Annotated in this window: 17 protein-coding genes and 2 pseudogenes; 10 read left to right on the forward strand and 9 right to left on the reverse strand. The window is 71.0% G+C overall.

The annotated features are described in order from the left end of the window. The first annotated feature begins 39 nt into the window (after positions 1-39). Both ACIRP7_RS01695 and ACIRP7_RS01700 read left to right on the forward strand, forming a co-directional pair. Positions 40-444, forward strand: coding sequence for a hypothetical protein (locus tag ACIRP7_RS01695; RefSeq protein ID WP_403652458.1), 405 nt, complete (start codon positions 40-42; stop codon positions 442-444). A 349-nt stretch (positions 445-793) separates the two neighbouring features. Then, positions 794-1,936, forward strand: coding sequence for an RNA-guided endonuclease InsQ/TnpB family protein (locus ACIRP7_RS01700; protein ID WP_403652460.1), 1,143 nt, complete (start codon positions 794-796; stop codon positions 1,934-1,936). A gap of 35 nt (positions 1,937-1,971) precedes the next feature. Here the strand turns inward: ACIRP7_RS01700 and ACIRP7_RS01705 are convergent, their stop codons facing one another. The 3 genes from ACIRP7_RS01705 to ACIRP7_RS01715 are packed head-to-tail and all read right to left on the reverse strand — an operon-like array spanning position 1,972 to position 5,107. Further along, positions 1,972-2,802: a sugar phosphate isomerase/epimerase family protein gene (locus ACIRP7_RS01705; RefSeq protein WP_403652463.1), complete on the reverse strand. Its 831-nt coding sequence runs from the start codon at positions 2,800-2,802 to the stop codon at positions 1,972-1,974. Next, a complete protein-coding gene (locus ACIRP7_RS01710) occupies positions 2,799-3,953 on the reverse strand; it encodes a dihydrodipicolinate synthase family protein (RefSeq protein ID WP_403652466.1) in 1,155 nt (384 codons plus the stop codon). Before ACIRP7_RS01710 ends, ACIRP7_RS01705 begins: the two co-directional genes overlap by 4 nt. Continuing rightward, complete coding sequence (locus ACIRP7_RS01715) at positions 3,950-5,107, reverse strand: Gfo/Idh/MocA family protein (RefSeq protein ID WP_403652469.1); 1,158 nt, start codon at positions 5,105-5,107, stop codon at positions 3,950-3,952. Before ACIRP7_RS01715 ends, ACIRP7_RS01710 begins: the two co-directional genes overlap by 4 nt. A gap of 285 nt (positions 5,108-5,392) precedes the next feature. Between ACIRP7_RS01715 and ACIRP7_RS01720 the strand changes: the two genes are divergently transcribed. Further along, a complete protein-coding gene (locus tag ACIRP7_RS01720; protein WP_403652472.1) occupies positions 5,393-6,439 on the forward strand; it encodes a LacI family DNA-binding transcriptional regulator in 1,047 nt (348 codons plus the stop codon). A 47-nt stretch (positions 6,440-6,486) separates the two neighbouring features. On the opposite strand, the gene ACIRP7_RS01725 is transcribed toward ACIRP7_RS01720, so the two are convergent. Next, the gene (locus tag ACIRP7_RS01725; protein ID WP_403652475.1) at positions 6,487-7,074 is read right to left on the reverse strand and encodes a DinB family protein; all 588 of its coding nucleotides are present in this window, start codon (positions 7,072-7,074) and stop codon (positions 6,487-6,489) included. Between the two features lie 171 nt (positions 7,075-7,245). Between ACIRP7_RS01725 and ACIRP7_RS01730 the strand changes: the two genes are divergently transcribed. The 4 genes from ACIRP7_RS01730 to ACIRP7_RS01745 all read left to right on the forward strand — a co-directional run bounded on the left by ACIRP7_RS01730 (position 7,246) and on the right by ACIRP7_RS01745 (position 11,056). Next, positions 7,246-7,842 (forward strand): dihydrofolate reductase family protein, encoded by a 597-nt coding sequence (locus tag ACIRP7_RS01730; protein ID WP_403652478.1) that lies wholly within the window; start codon positions 7,246-7,248, stop codon positions 7,840-7,842. 76 nt (positions 7,843-7,918) lie between these two features. Further along, a complete protein-coding gene (locus tag ACIRP7_RS01735; protein ID WP_403652481.1) occupies positions 7,919-8,851 on the forward strand; it encodes a GNAT family N-acetyltransferase in 933 nt (310 codons plus the stop codon). 74 nt (positions 8,852-8,925) lie between these two features. Beyond that, a complete protein-coding gene (locus tag ACIRP7_RS01740; RefSeq protein WP_403652483.1) occupies positions 8,926-9,726 on the forward strand; it encodes a sugar phosphate isomerase/epimerase family protein in 801 nt (266 codons plus the stop codon). A 94-nt stretch (positions 9,727-9,820) separates the two neighbouring features. Further along, the gene (locus tag ACIRP7_RS01745) at positions 9,821-11,056 is read left to right on the forward strand and encodes an MFS transporter (RefSeq protein ID WP_403652486.1); all 1,236 of its coding nucleotides are present in this window, start codon (positions 9,821-9,823) and stop codon (positions 11,054-11,056) included. A gap of 15 nt (positions 11,057-11,071) precedes the next feature. Here ACIRP7_RS01745 and ACIRP7_RS01750 read toward each other — a convergent pair whose 3' ends face one another. Then, a complete protein-coding gene (locus ACIRP7_RS01750) occupies positions 11,072-11,470 on the reverse strand; it encodes an ATP-binding protein (RefSeq protein ID WP_403652489.1) in 399 nt (132 codons plus the stop codon). Between the two features lie 118 nt (positions 11,471-11,588). Between ACIRP7_RS01750 and ACIRP7_RS01755 the strand changes: the two genes are divergently transcribed. After that, the gene (locus tag ACIRP7_RS01755) at positions 11,589-12,404 is read left to right on the forward strand and encodes a Scr1 family TA system antitoxin-like transcriptional regulator (protein ID WP_403652491.1); all 816 of its coding nucleotides are present in this window, start codon (positions 11,589-11,591) and stop codon (positions 12,402-12,404) included. Then, positions 12,401-12,577 carry a DUF397 domain-containing protein gene (locus ACIRP7_RS01760; RefSeq protein ID WP_403652494.1) on the forward strand — a complete coding sequence of 59 codons (177 nt, stop codon included), beginning with the start codon at positions 12,401-12,403 and terminating at the stop codon, positions 12,575-12,577. Before ACIRP7_RS01755 ends, ACIRP7_RS01760 begins: the two co-directional genes overlap by 4 nt. On the opposite strand, the pseudogene ACIRP7_RS01765 reads toward ACIRP7_RS01760, so the two are convergent. Next, a pseudogene (locus ACIRP7_RS01765) lies at positions 12,564-12,837 on the reverse strand (GNAT family N-acetyltransferase); the annotation flags it as partial. The gene ACIRP7_RS01760 and the pseudogene ACIRP7_RS01765 overlap by 14 nt on opposite strands. Positions 12,838-12,972: 135 nt before the next feature. On the opposite strand from ACIRP7_RS01765, the pseudogene ACIRP7_RS01770 reads away from it, so the two are divergent. Then, positions 12,973-14,595, forward strand: a pseudogene (locus ACIRP7_RS01770) (IS200/IS605 family accessory protein TnpB-related protein). A 68-nt stretch (positions 14,596-14,663) separates the two neighbouring features. Here the strand turns inward: ACIRP7_RS01770 and ACIRP7_RS01775 are convergent. The 3 genes from ACIRP7_RS01775 to ACIRP7_RS01785 are packed head-to-tail and all read right to left on the reverse strand — an operon-like array spanning position 14,664 to position 16,880. Then, complete coding sequence (locus ACIRP7_RS01775; RefSeq protein WP_403652496.1) at positions 14,664-15,296, reverse strand: GNAT family N-acetyltransferase; 633 nt, start codon at positions 15,294-15,296, stop codon at positions 14,664-14,666. 7 nt (positions 15,297-15,303) lie between these two features. Continuing rightward, complete coding sequence (gene aroA, locus ACIRP7_RS01780; protein WP_403652498.1) at positions 15,304-16,563, reverse strand: 3-phosphoshikimate 1-carboxyvinyltransferase; 1,260 nt, start codon at positions 16,561-16,563, stop codon at positions 15,304-15,306. Between the two features lie 5 nt (positions 16,564-16,568). Further along, complete coding sequence (locus ACIRP7_RS01785) at positions 16,569-16,880, reverse strand: hypothetical protein (protein ID WP_403652501.1); 312 nt, start codon at positions 16,878-16,880, stop codon at positions 16,569-16,571. Between the last annotated feature and the right edge of the window lie 108 nt (positions 16,881-16,988).

A 16,988-nucleotide genomic window follows, 5' to 3' on the forward strand; every position in this document is an offset into this window, starting at 1 on the left:
ACCCCCGCGATCCCCCCGGATCCCCCTCCAAGAGTCCTGATGCCAAGTACGACCGGCCAGGTGCGGGAAGGGTTGTACGGCTTCCCGGATTTTTTTGTCAGTGCCCGCCGCTACTCCGAGGAGCTGGCCGCGGTGTGGGCCGAGACCCACGACGACATCGCCTCCTCGGGGCGGCTCCGGATCAGCGGCTACGCCGACCAGGAGGCCGTCGACACCGACCCCGTCGGGAAGGCCGTGTGGTGCGCGGTGCAGGAGGCCGCGGCCGGGCGTTGGGGCGGGGGCGAGCCGGTGTCGGACGACCTCGCGGACTGGGTGCTGCTCGCCGAGTGGAACCCCTGGATCGACGGCTTGGAAGGCGCCACCGTCCACTGGTCCATCCAGCGCGCGGACCTGGCGGCCCGGCGCTTCGACCGGACGTTCACGACGGTTTCCCGGAATCCGTAGGGGCTTCTTCTCACCGACAGCCGGAGGAGCCGAAGGGGGCCAAGGCACACGCGTCCGGCTTCCGCTTCACCTGCTTCTTGCGAGGAGGCAACGGCGTTCATGCCGGGCAGAGAACCGCATGCGGTGCTCGCGACCGCGGAGTGTCGCCGCGTCGGGTCAGGGCGCGGAGCGCCCATGTCGCTGCCGGTGTCGCCCGAGACGATGCGAACGGGTGTGCCGGTGATCGCTGGTCGGGGTGGTGACTGTGGGATCGGGGTGCGTTTGTGCGGCTGTCGTACGTACGGTCCTTCGGAGGGGCGGCACGGCACAGTGTTCCGACCAGAGACCGTGAGGGGGCGAGGTGGTGCAGGTGACGGCGGCTGCGGAGGCCGGGCATGCCCGGTACACCTACCGGCTGCGCGTGTCGGCCACCGCCCGCACGGCTCTGGGTGCGGAGTGGGACCGGTGCCGCTGGGTGTGGAACGAATGCGTGGCCAAGTCCAGGGCCGTACACCTGCGCAACAAGGTCACCGGCGAGACGGCCACGTGCGGTCCGGCTCAGCTCGACCGGATGCTGACCGAAGCCCGCTCCCGCGCCAAGGCGCACAAGGACATCCGCGAGCGTCTGCCCATGACGCGCCGGACCGGGATGCCGAAGTGGAAATCCAAACGCGAGGCACTGCTGACGCTCAACTACACCCAACGCGGGTTCCGGTTGAAGGACGGCCGGCTGCATCTGGCGGGCGGAATCGTCGTGGCGGTGGTGTGGTCGCGGGAACTGCCGGCCCAGCCGTCCTCGGTGCGCGTGTACCAGGACAGCCTCGGGCACTGGTACGCCTCGTTCGTCGTGCCAGCCCACGTCGAGCCCCTGCCCAGGACCGGTCGCGTACTCGGCATCGACTGGGGCGTGAGGGAGACCGCGACCACCACGTCCGACGTGCACGACCTCCCCCACGCCGAACACGGCAGGAGGGCCCGGACGAAACTGACCCGGTACGACCGGATGATGGCCCGCCGCAGACCCAAGAAGGGGCAACCGGCATCGAAGGGCTACCGCGAGGCGAAGAAACTGCGGGCGAAGGCGTACAAGAAGGTCGCCAGGCAGCGGGAGGACACCGGCCGCAAGTGGGCCAAGAAGGTGGTCCGCGACCACGACGCCATCGCTGTCGAGGACTTCCGCCCGAAGTTCCTCGCCAGGACCACCATGGCCCGCAAGGCCGCTGACGCCGCCATCGGCGCCACCAAGGCCGCTCTGATCGACATGGGCCGCAAACACCGGCGGGAGATCCGCCTCGTCCACCCCGCGCACACCACGATGGACTGCGCGCACTGCGATGCGAGAGCCAAGCATCGCCTGCCGCTGGGTGAGCGCACCTACACCTGCACCGCATGCGGAGCCGTGTCCCCACGGGACAAGAACTCCGCCCGCGTGATGCTCGTCCGGGCTGGTCTCAACCCGGCTGGCGCTGATCGCGCAAGACCTCCTGGAGCGTTGCTCCAGGAGGCGGCCTGAGCCAGGAATCCCCGTCCCTTCAGGGAGGGGAGGATTCAAAGCGTGTGTGCCACGAACCGTTCGGCGGTCTCGGCGAGGACCTCGCGGCCGTCGCGGGCCCACAGCGCGTCGTTGAACAGTTCGACCTCGATGGCGCCCGTGTACCCGGCCGCCTCGACGTACCGCTGCCACTCCCGCATGTCGATCGCGCCGTCGCCGATCTGCCCGCGGCCGTTCAGCACGCCCTCCGGCAGCGGGGTCGTCCAGTCCGCGAGCTGGAAGGTGTGGATACGGCCGCCGGCGCCTGCGCGGGCGATCTGCGCGGGCGCGTTGTCGTCCCACCAGATGTGGTACGTGTCCACCGTGACGCCGATCTGGTGGGCGGGGAAGCGCTCCGCCAGGTCGAGGGCCTGGGTGAGCGTGGAGACCACACAGCGGTCCGAGGCGTACATGGGGTGCAGCGGCTCGATGGCCAGCCTCACCCCGTGCTCCTCGGCGTACGGGCCCAGGACGGACAGGGCGTCCGCGATGCGTTCGCGAGCGCCGTGCAGGTCCTTGGAGCCGGCCGGGAGGCCGCCGGAGACCAGGACCAGCGTGTCGGTGCCCAGGGTCGCCGCCTCGTCGACCGCACGCCGGTTGTCGTCCAGCGCCGCGGCCCGCTCGTCCGGGTCGATCGCCGTGAAGAAGCCGCCGCGGCACAGGGTGGTGACCGTGAGGCCCGCGTCGCGGACCAGCTTGGCCGTCTCCTCGACGCCGTACGACTGGACGGGCTCGCGCCACAGGCCGACGTTGCCCACGCCCAGCTCGCGGCAGGCTTCGACCAGTTCCGGCAGGGACAGCTGCTTGACCGTCATCTGGTTGATGGAGAAGCGGGACAGGTCGGTCACTGGTTCACCCCGTACAGGGACAGCAGGTTCTTCATGCGCTCCTCGGCCAGTTTCGGGTCGGGGAACAGGCCCAGACCGTCGGCGAGTTCGTAGGCGCGCGCGAAGTGCGGGAGGGAGCGGGCCGACTGGAGGCCGCCGACCATCGTGAAGTGCGACTGGTGACCGGCCAGCCAGGCGAGGAACACCACGCCCGTCTTGTAGAAGCGGGTCGGCGCCTGGAAGAGATGGCGGGACAACTCGACCGTGGGGTCGAGGAGTTCGCGGAAGCCCTTGGCGTCACCGGTGTCCAGCACGCGGACCGCCTCGGCGGCGAGCGGGCCCAGCGGGTCGAAGATGCCGAGCAGGGCGTGGGAGAAGCCCTGGTCGTCACCGGCGATCAGCTCGGGGTAGTTGAAGTCGTCACCCGTGTAGCAGCGGACGCCCTGCGGGAGCCGGCGCCGGATGTCGATCTCCCGCCGGGCCTCCAGGAGGGAGACCTTGATGCCGTCCACCTTGTCCGGGTGCGCCGCGATGACCTGCAAGAACACATCCGTGGCCGCGTCCAGGTCGGACGAGCCCCAGTAGCCCTCCAGGGCCGGGTCGAACATCGGGCCCAGCCAGTGCAGGATCACCGGCTCCGCGGACTGGCGCAGGAGGTGGCCGTAGACCTCCAGGTAGTCCTCGGGGCCCTTCGCCGCGGCCGCGAGGGCCCGGGAGGCCATCAGGATGGCCTGGGCGCCGGACTCCTCGACGAGGGCGAGCTGCTCCTCGTAGGCCGCGCGGACCTCGTCCAGGGTGGCCGGGCCGGTGAGCTGGTCGGTGCCGACACCGCAGGCGATGAGACCGCCGACCGACGTGGCCTCGGCGGCGCTGCGGCGGATCAGTTCGGCCGCGCCCGCCCAGTCCAGGCCCATCCCGCGCTGGGCGGTGTCCATGGCCTCGGCGACGCCGAGCCCGTGCGACCACAGGTGGCGGCGGAAGGCGAGGGTGGCGTCCCAGTCGACGGCGGCCGGGGAGTCCGGCGTGGAGTCGGCGAACGGATCGGCGACGACGTGCGCCGCCGAGAAGACCGTACGGGAGGTGAAAGGGGTGCCTGGGGTGGCGGCGAAGGGCTCCTTGCGGGGCTCGTAGGCCCTGAAGCCCCCCTGGACGTCGGGGAGTCGGATCGTCACAGCGAGATCTCCGGTACGTCGAGACGGCGGCCCTCGGCCGAGGACTTCAGGCCCAGTTCGGCGAGCTGGACGCCGCGGGCGCCGGCGAGGAGGTCCCACTGGTAGGGGGCGTCGGCGTAGACGTGCTTGAGGAAGAGCTCCCACTGGGCCTTGAAGCCGTTGTCGAACTCGGCGTTGTCCGGGACCTCCTGCCACTGGTCGCGGAAGACCTCGGTGGCGGGGATGTCCGGGTTCCAGACCGGCTTGGGGGTGGCCGAGCGGTGCTGGACGCGGCAGTTGCGCAGGCCGGCGACGGCGGAGCCCTCGGTGCCGTCGACCTGGAACTCGACGAGCTCGTCGCGGTTGACGCGGACCGCCCAGGAGGAGTTGATCTGGGCGATCGCGCCGCTGTCGAGCTCGAAGATGCCGTAGGCGGCGTCGTCGGCCGTGGCGTCGTAGGGCTTGTCGTTCTCGTCCCAGCGCTGCGGGATGTGGGTGGCGGTGAGGGCCTGCACGGACTTCACCCGGCCGAAGAGCTCGTGGAGCACGTACTCCCAGTGCGGGAACATGTCGACAACGATGCCACCGCCGTCCTCGGCCCGGTAGTTCCAGCTCGGGCGCTGCGCGGTCTGCCAGTCGCCCTCGAAGACCCAGTAGCCGAACTCGCCGCGGATCGAGAGGATCCGGCCGAAGAAGCCGCCGTCGATGAGGCGCTTCAGCTTGAGCAGGCCGGGCAGGAACAGCTTGTCCTGGACGACGCCGTGCTTGATGCCCTTCGCCTCGGCGAGGCGGGCCAGCTCCAGGGCGCCGTCGAGGCCGGTGGCGGTGGGCTTCTCGGTGTAGATGTGCTTGCCGGCGGCGATCGCCTTCTTGATGGCCTCCTCGCGCGCGGAGGTCACCTGGGCGTCGAAGTAGATCTCCACGGTCGGGTCGGCGAGGACCGCGTCCACGTCGGTGGAGACGTTCGCCGGGTCCAGGCCGTGCTGCTCGGCGAGGGCCTTCAGCGCGTTCTCACGGCGGCCCACGAGGATCGGCACGGGCCACAGCACGTTGCCGTCGCCGAGGTCGAGACCGCCCTGCTCGCGGATCGCGAGGATCGAGCGGACCAGGTGCTGGCGGTAGCCCATGCGCCCCGTCACACCGTTCATGGCGATACGCACCGTCTTGCGTGTCACGTCATTCCCTTCATCGGAGTCGTACGCGGTCGTGCGCGCCGCGCACGCTCCACTGATGAGCGTTACAGCAAGCGCTTTCTATCTAGGGAGAAGCTAGCCTCTGACCATCGGTCTGGACAAGACCGCGGCGGGGGTGAGTTGTTCGAGGGGGCGAACAACTGGGCGTAATGGCCTTAAGGTCAGCTCGGAACCGGGCCGTGGGGGCCCGCGTGTACGACGAAGTACGACTTAGATGCGCCGAGGCCCGCTCAGGCACGCCGAGGCGCGCGACCGGAGGACGACGAGATGACGGTGACCCTGGCGGACGTGGCGGCCCGCGCCCAGGTCTCCCCCGCGACGGTATCGCGCGTACTGAACGGGAACTATCCCGTGGCCGCGTCGACCCGTGAGCGGGTGCTGCGGGCCGTGGACGAGCTGGACTACGTGCTGAACGGGCCGGCGAGCTCGCTCGCCGCCGCCACGTCGGACCTCGTCGGGATCCTCGTGAACGACATCGCGGACCCCTTCTTCGGGATCATGGCCGGGGCGATCCAGTCGGAGATCGGGGGGCCGGGCGGGCGCGCGGGCGGTGAGCGGCTCGGGGTCGTCTGCAACACCGGGGGCTCTCCGGAGCGGGAGCTGACGTATCTCACCCTGCTCCAGCGGCAGCGGGCGGCGGCGGTCGTCCTGACGGGCGGGGCGGTGGAGGACGCGCCGCACCAGGCGGCGATGTCGGCCAAGCTGCGGAAGCTGGCGGACGCGGGCACGCGGATCGTGCTGTGCGGGCGGCCGCCGGCGCCGGAGACCGGGGCGTTCGCGCTGACCTTCGACAACCGGGGCGGGGGCAAGGAGCTCACGGAGCACCTGATCGGGCTCGGCCACCGGCGGCTCGGGTACATCGCGGGCCCCGAGGAGCGTACGACCACCCGGCACCGGCTGGAGGGGCACCGGGCGGCGCTGGCGGCGCACGGGATCGAGGAGGATCCCCGCTGGACGGTGTACGGCCGCTACGACCGCCGGTCCGGGTACGAGGCCACACTGGAGCTGCTGCGGCGGGATCCGTCGCTGACGGCTGTGGTGGCCGCGAACGACTCCGTCGCGCTGGGCGCGTGCGCGGCGCTGCGGGACTCGGGGCTGCGGATTCCGGACGACGTGTCCGTCGCCGGGTTCGACGACCTGCCGTTCAGCATCGACGCGGTACCCGCGCTGACGACGGTGCGGTTGCCGTTGGCGGAGGCGGGGGCGCGGGCGGGGCGGATCGCGATGGGACGGGAGGAGCCGCCGCCCGGGGGGATCGCGACGGTTCGGGGGGAGCTCATGGTGCGGGGGTCTTCGGGGGCTCCTCGGGCTTGAGGGCCGGACGCCCCTGGGCGTGGCCGTACGGCGCCTTCAGGGAGGCGTCAGCGCCCGCCCGCCTTCCTCGCCGCCTCCTCCACCCGGTTCCGGTACTGCTCCCACCAGTCCCCGTCCCCCGGCGCCATGTTGTCCCCCTCCGCCCGCTGCCCCACCGACCCGTCGACGAGTTCGCGTACGACGTCGGCGTGGCCGACATGGCGGTGGCTCTCGGCGATCATGTGGATCAGGATGCGGCCGAGGGTGAGTTCGGAGTGCGGGGGCCAGGGGACGCGGCCGACGGTGTCCAGGGGAAGGGCGTCGAGGGTCTCGTCCGCGTGGGCGCAGGCCCGCCGGTAGCCGTCGATGATCTGCTCGCGGGTCTCCTCGGGAGTCGCCCACAGGTCGGCGTTCGGTTCGCCGGCGCCGGTGATCCACAGGGGCTGGGCCCCGGCGAGCGGCCGGCCGAAGGTCTCGCCGAAGTACACCGCCTCGGCACCGGTGAGGTGTTTGACCAGTCCCAGGAGGTTGGTCCCGGTCGGAGTCAGGGGTCGGCGGACGTCGTACTCGGAGAGTCCGTCGAGCTTCAGGAGCAGGCAGTCTCGGGCGTCCTGGAGGTAGAGGCGGAGGTCGGTGCCGGTGTCTGTCGCGGTCATCGGATCAGTCTGTCGTCGGCACGATCCTTGTCCATCGGATATCGACAGGCAGGTGACGGTTCCGGTGGGACTGAACCCGAAAACGCCGTACGCTCCCCGCACCGATGAGTTCCGCGCCCCACCCCGGTCTGCACTGCCGTAACCGACCGGCCAGGAAATGGAGTGAGTCCCATGCGCATCGTCGTCAGTGAGTTCATCAGTCTGGACGGGGTCGTGCAGGCGCCCGGTGGGCCCGAGGAGGACACCGACGGCGGGTTCGCGCACGGCGGCTGGTCGCACCCCTACTTCGACGCGGAGGTGCTCGGACCGGCGTTCACCGAGGGGATGGAGCGGGCCGAGGCGCTGCTGTACGGGCGGCGGACGTATCTGACGATGGCGGCGGCGTGGCCGCAGCAGGCCGGGGACCCGTTCGCCGACCGGCTGAACTCACTGAAGAAGTACGTCGTCACCGACACCCTCGGCGACTCCGAGCTGACCTGGAACAACACCGAGCGGATCCCCGGCTCCGAGGCCGTCGGGCGAATCCGTGCGCTGCGGGAGACCGAGGGCGGCGACCTGGCGATGATGGGCAGCCCCACCCTCGTCCGCACGCTGATCGGCGAGGGGCTCGTCGACGAGCTCCAGCTCATCGTGATGCCGGTGCTGCTCGGCGGCGGCAAGTCGATCTTCCCGGAGGACGGGGCGAAGCGGCCGTTCGAGCTGGTGTCCACGGTCACCGGGAAGACCGGCGTGCAGGTGTGCGTCTACCGGCCGGCCACCGAGGGGTAGCCGCGGCGGGCGCGGGCGTCCTACGCTCAGTCCATCGATATCTCTGACTGAGTCAAGCATCCGGGGGTCGAGCGACATGACCGTCCAGGACATCCGCGCCTTCAACCGCTTCTACACGAACGTCATCGGCGCCCTCGACTACAGCCGCCGGCTGTACGCCCCGTACACCCTCACCGAGTCCCGCGTCCTGTACGAGCTCGCGCACTCGCCGCGCACCGACGCGGCCGATCTGCGCACCGAACTATCCCTGGACGCGGGGTACTTGAGCCGGATCCTGAACAAGTTCGAGCAGGACGGACTGATCGAACGCACGCCCTCGGCCCGGGATCCGCGCCGGCGCCGCGTCACGCTCACCCCGCGCGGCCGGGAGACCGCCGCGCTGCTCGCCGAACGCGCCGACGAATCCGTGGGCGCGCTCCTGGCGACCGTCCCCTCCGCCGACCGGCCCCGGCTCACCGAGGCGATGCGGACCGTCCGTACGCTCCTGTCCGAAGGCCGCCCCCCGCGCCGCGAGGACGTCCTGCTGCGCGAGCCGGGCCCCGGCGACCTCGGCTGGATCGTGGCGCGCAACGCGGCCCTGTACGCCGCCGAGTACGGCTTCGACGCCGACTACGAAGCGCTGGTCGCCAGGATCGTCGCCGACTTCGCGCAGGACCACGATCCGCGTCTGGAGCGGGTGTGGATCGCCGAGCTGGACGGGCGGCCGGTGGGGTCCGTGATGTGCGTACGGGACGAGGCGCCCGCCACCGCCAGGCTCCGGCTGCTGCTCGTCGAGCCCGAGGCGCGCGGCCTCGGCATCGGGGACCGGCTGGTGTCGGCCGTCGTGGACTTCGCGCGCGGTGCCGGTTACCGCGACCTGGTCCTGTGGACCAACGACGTCCTCGCCGCCGCCCGCCGCCTCTACCAGCGCCACGGTTTCGTCCTGGCAGCCGAGAAGCCCCACCGCTCCTTCGGCAGGGACCTGAACGGGCAGGACTGGCGACTGGAGCTGACCGGCACGGGAGAGTGACGGGAGAGTGAGGGGGGCGGCTCGTCCAGGCTCCCGGCTGGACCTCACCGACTCCACCGGGTGAGAGTAGGCGCATGAAACTGGCGTTCTCCACCCTCGGTGTCCCCGGCCTCCCCCTGACCGACGTGCTGCGGCTCGCGACCACGTACGGCTATCACGGAGTAGAACTGCGCGCGCATCCGGAGGAGCCGCTGCACCCCGGTGTCGGACTCGCCGAACGGGCCGACGCGGTCGCCGAGTTCAAGGCGGCCGGCGTGGAGGTCCTCGGCGTCGCCGGGTACGCGCGCGTGGCGGCGCCCGGCGACGACGAACCCGTCGTGGAGGAGATCCACCGCCTCCTGGACCTGGCCCGCGACCTCGGCGCCGGATACGTCCGCGTCTTCCCCGGCGCCGCCTCCGACCAGTCCCGCGAGGAGGCCGACGCCACGGCCGCCCGGCGGCTCGGTACGGCCGCGGAGTACGCCGGCGACCTCGACGTACGCATCCTCCTCGAAACCCATGACTCGCACCGCACGGGCGCCGACGCGATCCGGATCCTCGGCCCGGTCGGCCACCGTCAGGTCGGCTCGCTCTGGGACGTCATGCACACCTGGCTCGGCGGCGAACAGCCCTCCGAGACCTACGCGGCCCTCGCCCCGCACCTGGGGTACGTCCAGGTCAAGGACATCGCGTCGGCCGAGGACACCACCCCGGTCACGCTCGGCGCCGGTGTCCTGCCGCTCGCGGAGTGCGTCGAGGTCCTCTCCCGGAACGGCTGGGACGGCTGGCTGTGCTGGGAGTACGAGAAGCGGTGGTACGAGGCGGCCGCACCGCTGGAGGAGCTGCTGGAGGCCGGCCGCGAGCATCTGGCCCGGCTCCTGAACGACTCCGCCTGACGGCCTGACGGCGATTAAACGGGTGGCCTCGGCGGGAGGGGCCGGATAGCGTCCCCGGGGTGCATCAGCCCGCCCCTCCCCCGCTCCCCGTGTCATGAGCCTGAGCCGTACGTTCCTCGATGTACGGCCGCTGCGCGGCTCGCCCGTCTTCCGGCGGCTGCTTTTCGGGCGCACGGTGTCCACGCTCGGCACCTTCATGACCATGGTCACCGTCATGTACCAGGTGTGGGACATGACGCACAGCACGCTCTGGAGCGGGGCCGTCGGCATCGCGCAGGCGGTGCCGATGGTCGCGGTGAGTCTCTTCGCGGGTGCCTGGGTCGACCGGGCCGACCGGCGCCGGGTGTACCTCACCGGCACCGTCGGCTCGGCGGTCTGCTCGTTGCTGCTGGCCGTGCAGGGCTTCGCCGGGCACGCGCCGGTGACGGTCGTCCTGCTGCTGGTCGCGGCACAGACCTCCTTCGCCGCGCTCGGCGCGCCCGCCGCCGGGGTGTTCGTGCCGCGGCTGCTGCCCCGGGAGCAGGTGGCCGCCGGTCTCGCGCTCCAGCAGGTCACCGGGCAGGCGATGATGCTGGTCGGCCCGGCCGTCGCCGGGGTCGTGCTCGGCTGGTGGGGCATCGGCGTCTGCTACCTCCTGGACACCCTGAGCTTCACGATGTCCTTCTACGGCGCCTACGGTCTGCCCGCGCTGCCGCCCGAGGGGGAGAAGTCCCGCCCCGGTCTGCACGGCGTCCTGGACGGGCTCCGTTTCCTGACCGGCCACCGGGTGGTGCGCGGCGCGCTGCTGACCGACCTGGCCGCGACCGTCCTGTCCATGCCGGTGAGCCTGTTCCCGCTGGTCAACGAGGAGCGCTTCGGCGGCGATCCGCGCACGCTCGGCCTGTTCCTGTCCGCGCTCGCCGTGGGCGGGGTCGCCGCGACGGTCTTCTCCGGCCCCGTCACCCGCCTGGCCCGTCCCGGCCCGGTGATGCTGTGCGCGTCGGCGACCTGGGGCGCGACCCTGGCGCTGTTCGGCCTGACCACCAGCGCGTGGGCGGGCCTCGGCATGCTGGCGCTGGCCGGCGCGGCGGACGCCCTCGCCGTCCTGTCCCGTACGACCATCGTCCAGACCCATACGCCCGACGCCCTGCTCGGCCGGGTCACGGCCGCCGAGACGATCGTCGGCCAGGCGGGCCCGCACCTCGGCAACCTGCGCGGCGGCCTGGTCGCGGGCTGGAGCTCGGGCGTGACGGCGCTGGTCGCGGGCGGGCTGATGTGTGTGGCGGCGGTGGGCTATGTCGGGGCGAGCACACTGGAGTTGCGGGCGGTTCCGGCCAGGGAGGAGGCGTGATCCTCGCGCACCGGCTCAACTGGCCCGGACACGGGCCCACACGACCTTGCCGAAGTCCCGGTGGCGCACCTCCCAGGCGTCGGCCAGGGCCTCCACGAGGAGCAGGCCGCGCCCTGAAGTGGCGTCCGGATCATAGGGCTTGAGCACCGGGAGGTGCGGTGAGCCGTCGCCGACCTCGATCTCGACGGTCTTCTCACCGTCATAGGCGAGGGAGGTGTCGAAGGTACGGCCGGGGATCCGCGCATGCCGTACGGCGTTCGCCGCAAGCTCGGACAGGACCAGTACGACCGTCTCGCACGCGTCCTGCGGCACCGACCAGGAGGCGAGGACCAGTTGGGCGCCGAGCCGGACCTCGGGAATGTTCTCGACGACCGGCATGAAGGAGCGGCGCCAGGAGTTACTTTCCGTGTTCACGGTACGACTTTCGGTCCTGGTGGCTACCTTCGACAGTGACTGAGCGTCGACACTCGGCTGCGGCAAGTGCGGATGCGGGCGCGTCGACACGGGTTGAGTGGTGTTGAGGGGGCGGCAGATGGGGCCGAAGAAGAACACTTCGTCACCGGCGGCACAGTACTTCGCCGAGGTACTGCGGCTCCTGCGGACGGCGAAGGGGCTCTCGCAGAACGAACTGGGCGACCTGATGGCGTACTCGGGGGCGGCGGTGAGCGCGGTGGAGACGTGCGCGAAGCCGGCGACGGACGAGTTCATCGAGGCGGCGGAGAAGGCGTTGGAGGCGGGTGGGCTTGTCTCGTCCGCCGCCAAGTTCCTCAGGCTGGAGAGGTATCCCGAATACTTCCAGGGATTCGTGCAGTTGGAACAGGAGGCACTGAGCGTCTCTTCGTACGGCACGCAGCTGATTCACGGCCTGTTGCAGACGGAGGCGTATGCCCGTGCCTTGTTCCGCTGCGACTTCCCGCCGCTGGACGAGGAGGAGATCGAGCAGCTTGCGCTGGCACGGCTGGAACGCAGGGCGCTGTTCGATCGAAAGCCGGTTTGCGTGATCAACGTGATCCTCGAAGAGGAAGCACTTCGCCGGCGCATCGGCGGCGCAGAGGTCATGCGGGGCCAGTACGAGCACTTGCGCGCATGTGCCGAGCGCCCCAACGTCGTCCTACAGGTAATGCCTTCTCGAGTCGGCGTGCACGCGGGGTTGCGCGGCCCGATGACGGTGATCGAGACCCCGGAGCAGACCTCCCTCGTGTACACGGAAGCACTGGGCAAGAGCCTGCTGCTGTCCAAGACCGTCGAGGTGGGTGTCCTCACCCGCCGCTATGCGATGATCAGAAGTCAGGCCCTCCGTCCGGAGGAATCCGTAAAACTGATCGGGCAGTTGGCGGGTGAGCTATGAGTGAGCTGACGTGGTTCAAGAGCAGCTACAGCGATTCCGGCGGCGGTGAATGCGTCGAAGTCGCCACGCCCTCCACCGTCCACATCCGCGACTCCAAGCGCCCCGACGCCGAGCACGTCACCGTCTCCCCCACCACCTGGGCCTTCTTCCTCGGCCACCTCACCGCGGTCTGATCGTCCAGTGGTTGCTGCGGGACCCGGTCCGCGAACGGCATGTCGACTTCGCCGAGCAAGCGGAAGCCCAGTGAGCGGCAGATGCCATTCGAGGGGCCGTTGCTCGTTGCCGGAAAGGCGCGGATGTCGCCCCATCGGTCCTCGCTCCACGCCTGTTCGAGCAGGGCGCGGACCGCGCGCTTGCCCAGCCCCCACCCCTGGAACTCAGGGAGCACCATCCAGCCGATCTCCGAGAGGGGGCCGTCGCCGGGGTCGGAGCTGCTGCCGCTGGGGTGTGTTCAAGGGTGATCTGTTGAGCAGGATTGAGTGCTGCTGGCCTGTGTCGTGCGCCTCGGTCGAGGGCTGGCCTTTGCAGAACTGACGTTCTTCATGCGGGTTCGGGCGGCGGTGACGGGGTGAGTGAGCTGAGGAGCATCGCGGCGCCGTTCGTGGCGTCCGGGCCGTCCGGCGTGGCGATCCGGACCCGCCTCAAGGACCTGACGCAGGGCGATCAGACGGTTCTGCGTCTCGTGGGCGGGCATCTGGGGTCGCTGGCTTCGAAGGACCTCAAGGCCCGCTGCCGGGACGGTCTGGCGCATTCCGCTCAAACGTGGGCGGGCCGTAAGCGGGAGCTGACACCCGTCTCGTCGTCGCGGTGGGCGGGCAGCATCACCAAAGCCACGCACGACCAGTGGGCGCTGGCCCGCCGCGGCCAGTTGGCGCACCTGCAGAGTCTGGAAGCGGGCATCCGCACCCTCACGCACCGGCTGTCGCTGCCGATCGGGCAGAAAGGGACGAAGAAGGCGCTGGGGGGTTACCGGTCTCAGCGGGAATGGCGTGCGAAGTCACGACGCCTCCGCGTGTTGGAAGACCGGCTGGCCGCCGTACGGGCGGACCGCGAGGCGGGGATCGTGCGGGGCGGGAAACAACTGGTCCGCACCCGGCAGCACCTGGAGGCGGCCGGGCTGACCGAGTCCGCGTGGCGTGGGCGGTGGGAGGCAGAGCGCTGGTTCTGCCAGGCGGACGGGGAGTCCGGCAAGCGGTACGGCAACGAGACGATCCGTATCAGCCCCGACGGTGAGGTGAGTCTCAAACTCCCCACGCCGCTCGCGTATCTGGCCAATGCCCCGCACGGCCGGTACGTCCTGGCGTGCAGGGTCGCGTTCGCGCACCGGGGTGGCGAGTGGGCGGATCGCATCGCGGCGAACCGGGCGATCGCCTATCGCATCCACTTCGATACTGGCCGGGACCGCTGGTACGTGACCGCGGCCTGGCAGATCCCGGTCGCAGAGACCGTCCCGAAGCGGGCCGCGCTCGCCCACGGCGTGATCGGCGTCGACATGAACGCCGACCACCTGGCCGCCCGGGGCCTGGACGCCCACGGCAACCCCACCGGCGCTCCGCGCCGCTTCTTCTACGACCTGACCGGCACCGCCGACCACCGTGACTCGCAGGTCCGCCACGCTCTGACCCGTCTCCTGCACTGGGCCCGTATGTGCGGCGTGAAGGCGATCGCGGTGGAGGACCTGGACTTCAGTGCACAGAAGACCCGGGAGAAGCATGGACGCAGGAAACGCTTCAGGCAGCTGATCTCCGGCATGCCAACCGCCAAGCTGCGTACCCGGCTGACCTCCATGACCGACCAGACGGGCATCGCGGTCATCGCCGTCGACCCGGCCTACACCAGCCGGTGGGGTGCCCAGCACTGGCAGAAACCCCTCACCACCACAACCCGCACAACCACCCGCCACGATGCTGCTGCCGTGGCGATCGGAAGGCGCGCCCAGGGGCACCCGATCCGGCGACGGACGACACCGCCCCCTGCTCACCGGAGTGATGAGCAGGGGCATCGGACCGTCCAGGCCGGACCAGGTGTTCCTGGGCGTGAGGAAACCCGCCCCCGCATCCCCGGACCACGGACACGATCCGTGTCGCCCGGACGCGGAGCGAACGCGGGCAACCAGAACGCCCAACACCGTCCGGGGCGTTCGGCTGAGCATGAGTCCTGGCAACAGGACTCACTCCCGCTCAGTCATTAGGAACGGTCGCACCGCATCCGGACGTAGGCCTCAGCGTCGTCCACCGTGACATCACGCCACAGCACCGATCAGCCCCTCCGCGCCACGAACCCCGCCACCCGCTCCTCCAACCGCTCCCGGCACCCCGGCCACTCCTGAGCCGTGATCGAGAAGATCGCCGAGTCCCGCAGCCGTCCGTCCTCGCCGGGGGCCCACGAGCGGGACCAGTTGCGCAGGATGCCCTCGAAGCGGGCGCCGACGCTCTCGATCGCGGCCCGGGAGCGTGCGTTGCGGGCGTCCGTCTTCAGGTCGACGCGGGAGACGCCCCACGTCTCGAAGGCGTGCCGGAAGAGCAGCAGCTTGGCCTCGGCGTTGATGCCCGTGCCTTGGGCCGAGCCCGCCAGCCAGGTGAAACCGACCTCGACGGCGTCGAGCCGGTCGTCCGAGAGCCAGCACCGCGGCTCCCAGAACGACGTGGCCCCCACCGCCCGCCCGGAGACCACCGACACCTGCGCGTACGGCGCCAGCCGTCCCGTCGCCGCCCGCGCGAGCTGCGCGTCGACGTAGTCACCGACCTCGTCGGCCCTCGGCACCCAGGTGAACGCGTACGTGCCGCGGTTCTCCTCCGCCGCCACGGCCAGGTCCGCCGTGTGTCCGTGGTCCAGCGGTTCCAGGCGCACCAACTCGCCTGCCAGGACCGGTCCTTCCAGCTGGAAACTCAACGCCCGTTCAACTCCCGATGCCCCTGCGCAGTTCGGCGAACACCTCATGGAAACCGGGGAAAGTCTTTCGTACGCATCCAGGGTCGTCGAACGAGATTCCGGGGATCCGGAGGCCAGTGACCGCGAAGGACATGACGATGCGGTGGTCGCCGTACGACGTCACCTGAGCCCCGGTGGCTGCTCCCGGCCGGATCTCGATCCAGTCCGGGCCCGTGGCCACCCCCACACCCAGCCGCCGCAGGTTCTCCGCGCAGGCCTCCAGGCGGTCGCACTCCTTCACCCGCGTGTTGGCCACGTCCTCGATACGGACGGGGGACGAGGCGAAGGGGGCGATCGCCGCGAGCGTCGGCATCGTGTCCGAGATGTCCCGCATGTTGACCGTGAGACCGCGCAGTTCGCCGGTGCCCCGGACCGTGGTGGCGTCGGCGCGGACGGACACCTCGGCGCCCATCCGCCGCAGTACGTCCACGAAGCCGAGGTCGCCCTGGAGCGCACCCGTGCCCAGGCCCGGTACCGTCACCTCTGCGCCCGGGGTCACCGCCGCCGCCGCGAAGAAGTAGCTCGCCGTGGACGCGTCGGGCTCGATCGCGTAGGTCGTGGCGCGGTAGCCGCCCGGCGGGACCACGAAGATCTCGCCCTCCCTCGTCACCTCCGCCCCGAACGCCCGCATCATGGCGAGGGTGATCTCGACGTACGGCGCCGACACCAGGTCCGTGACCCGGATGCGCAGGCCCCGGCGGGTCAGCGGGCCCAGCAGCAGGAGCGCGGTGAGGTACTGGGAGGACTGGCCCGCGTCCAGCGTCACCTCGCCGCCCTCCACGCCCGCCGCCCGCACCGTCAGCGGATGGTGCCCCTCCGCCTCCTCGTGCCGCAGGTCCACGCCCAGGTCGCGCAGCGCACGCGACAGCGGCAGCAGGGGGCGCCTGCGCATCTGGGGCGAGGCGTCGAAGCGGTACGTGCCGTGGCCGGCCGCGGCCAGGGTGGGCAGGAAGCGGGCGGTCGTCGCGCCGTCCCGGCAGTACACGTCCGCCTCGGCGGCCGCCGGCCCCTGCGGGCGGCCGTCCACCTGCCACACGTCCGGTGTACGGCCCACCCGGTAGCCGAGCCGTACCAGGCCCTCGGCGAAGCCCTCCGTGTCGTCCGAGCGCAGGGGGCGTACGAGGGTGGTCACGCCGTCGGCCGCTGCGGCCAGGAAGAGGGCGCGGGCGGTGATCGACTTGGAGCCGGGGAGGGACAGGGACTGCGGGGCGGGCGTGTCGACGGGCATGCCCCTCATGATCGCCGCAGGACCGCCTCCGACGCGGCCACGTCCACGAGATGGACCCGTTCAGACGCGCCGCCCGGAGCGCGGCCCCGCCTCCACCGGTCGTCCGGCAGCGGCGCCCTGCGGTCCGTCTGGACCTGGAGCTCGTAGTACGAGTCGGCAGCCGTCCCGTGGAACGCCTCGTCATGTGCTGCCAGCGCGCCGCGCAGGCCGCCACCGCCCGTGCCACGTCTGCGGACATGTCCGGCCAGGGCCGTGAAGAGGCCGAGCACTACAAGGAGAGCACCGACGACGATCAGGAGCGGCATCAACTGACCCATACAGCGACCCTAAGCGGTCCAAGTCGCCGACTCATCCGTCCCGTTGGCCCCGCCCTCCCCAACTTGGGGCGATCGGGCCCCAGCCGGGAACCCCGCCCCGCCCCCGCT

Source organism: Streptomyces sp. NPDC102270 (assembly GCF_044766405.1).
In the GTDB taxonomy this organism is placed as follows: domain Bacteria; phylum Actinomycetota; class Actinomycetes; order Streptomycetales; family Streptomycetaceae; genus Streptomyces.

What these genes read in the sequence shown, in the direction of transcription:
- ACIRP7_RS01755 (WP_403652491.1), top strand. Translation starts at nt 11,589, where the DNA reads ATGGGGCCGAAGAAGAACACTTCGTCACCGGCGGCACAGTACTTCGCC.
- ACIRP7_RS01730 (WP_403652478.1), top strand. Translation starts at nt 7,246, where the DNA reads ATGCGCATCGTCGTCAGTGAGTTCATCAGTCTGGACGGGGTCGTGCAG.
- ACIRP7_RS01740 (WP_403652483.1), top strand. Translation starts at nt 8,926, where the DNA reads ATGAAACTGGCGTTCTCCACCCTCGGTGTCCCCGGCCTCCCCCTGACC.
- aroA (WP_403652498.1), bottom strand. Translation starts at nt 16,563, where the DNA reads ATGCCCGTCGACACGCCCGCCCCGCAGTCCCTGTCCCTCCCCGGCTCC.
- ACIRP7_RS01695 (WP_403652458.1), top strand. Translation starts at nt 40, where the DNA reads ATGCCAAGTACGACCGGCCAGGTGCGGGAAGGGTTGTACGGCTTCCCG.
- ACIRP7_RS01735 (WP_403652481.1), top strand. Translation starts at nt 7,919, where the DNA reads ATGACCGTCCAGGACATCCGCGCCTTCAACCGCTTCTACACGAACGTC.
- ACIRP7_RS01760 (WP_403652494.1), top strand. Translation starts at nt 12,401, where the DNA reads ATGAGTGAGCTGACGTGGTTCAAGAGCAGCTACAGCGATTCCGGCGGC.
- ACIRP7_RS01745 (WP_403652486.1), top strand. Translation starts at nt 9,821, where the DNA reads ATGAGCCTGAGCCGTACGTTCCTCGATGTACGGCCGCTGCGCGGCTCG.
- ACIRP7_RS01720 (WP_403652472.1), top strand. Translation starts at nt 5,393, where the DNA reads ATGACGGTGACCCTGGCGGACGTGGCGGCCCGCGCCCAGGTCTCCCCC.
- ACIRP7_RS01725 (WP_403652475.1), bottom strand. Translation starts at nt 7,074, where the DNA reads ATGACCGCGACAGACACCGGCACCGACCTCCGCCTCTACCTCCAGGAC.
- ACIRP7_RS01785 (WP_403652501.1), bottom strand. Translation starts at nt 16,880, where the DNA reads ATGGGTCAGTTGATGCCGCTCCTGATCGTCGTCGGTGCTCTCCTTGTA.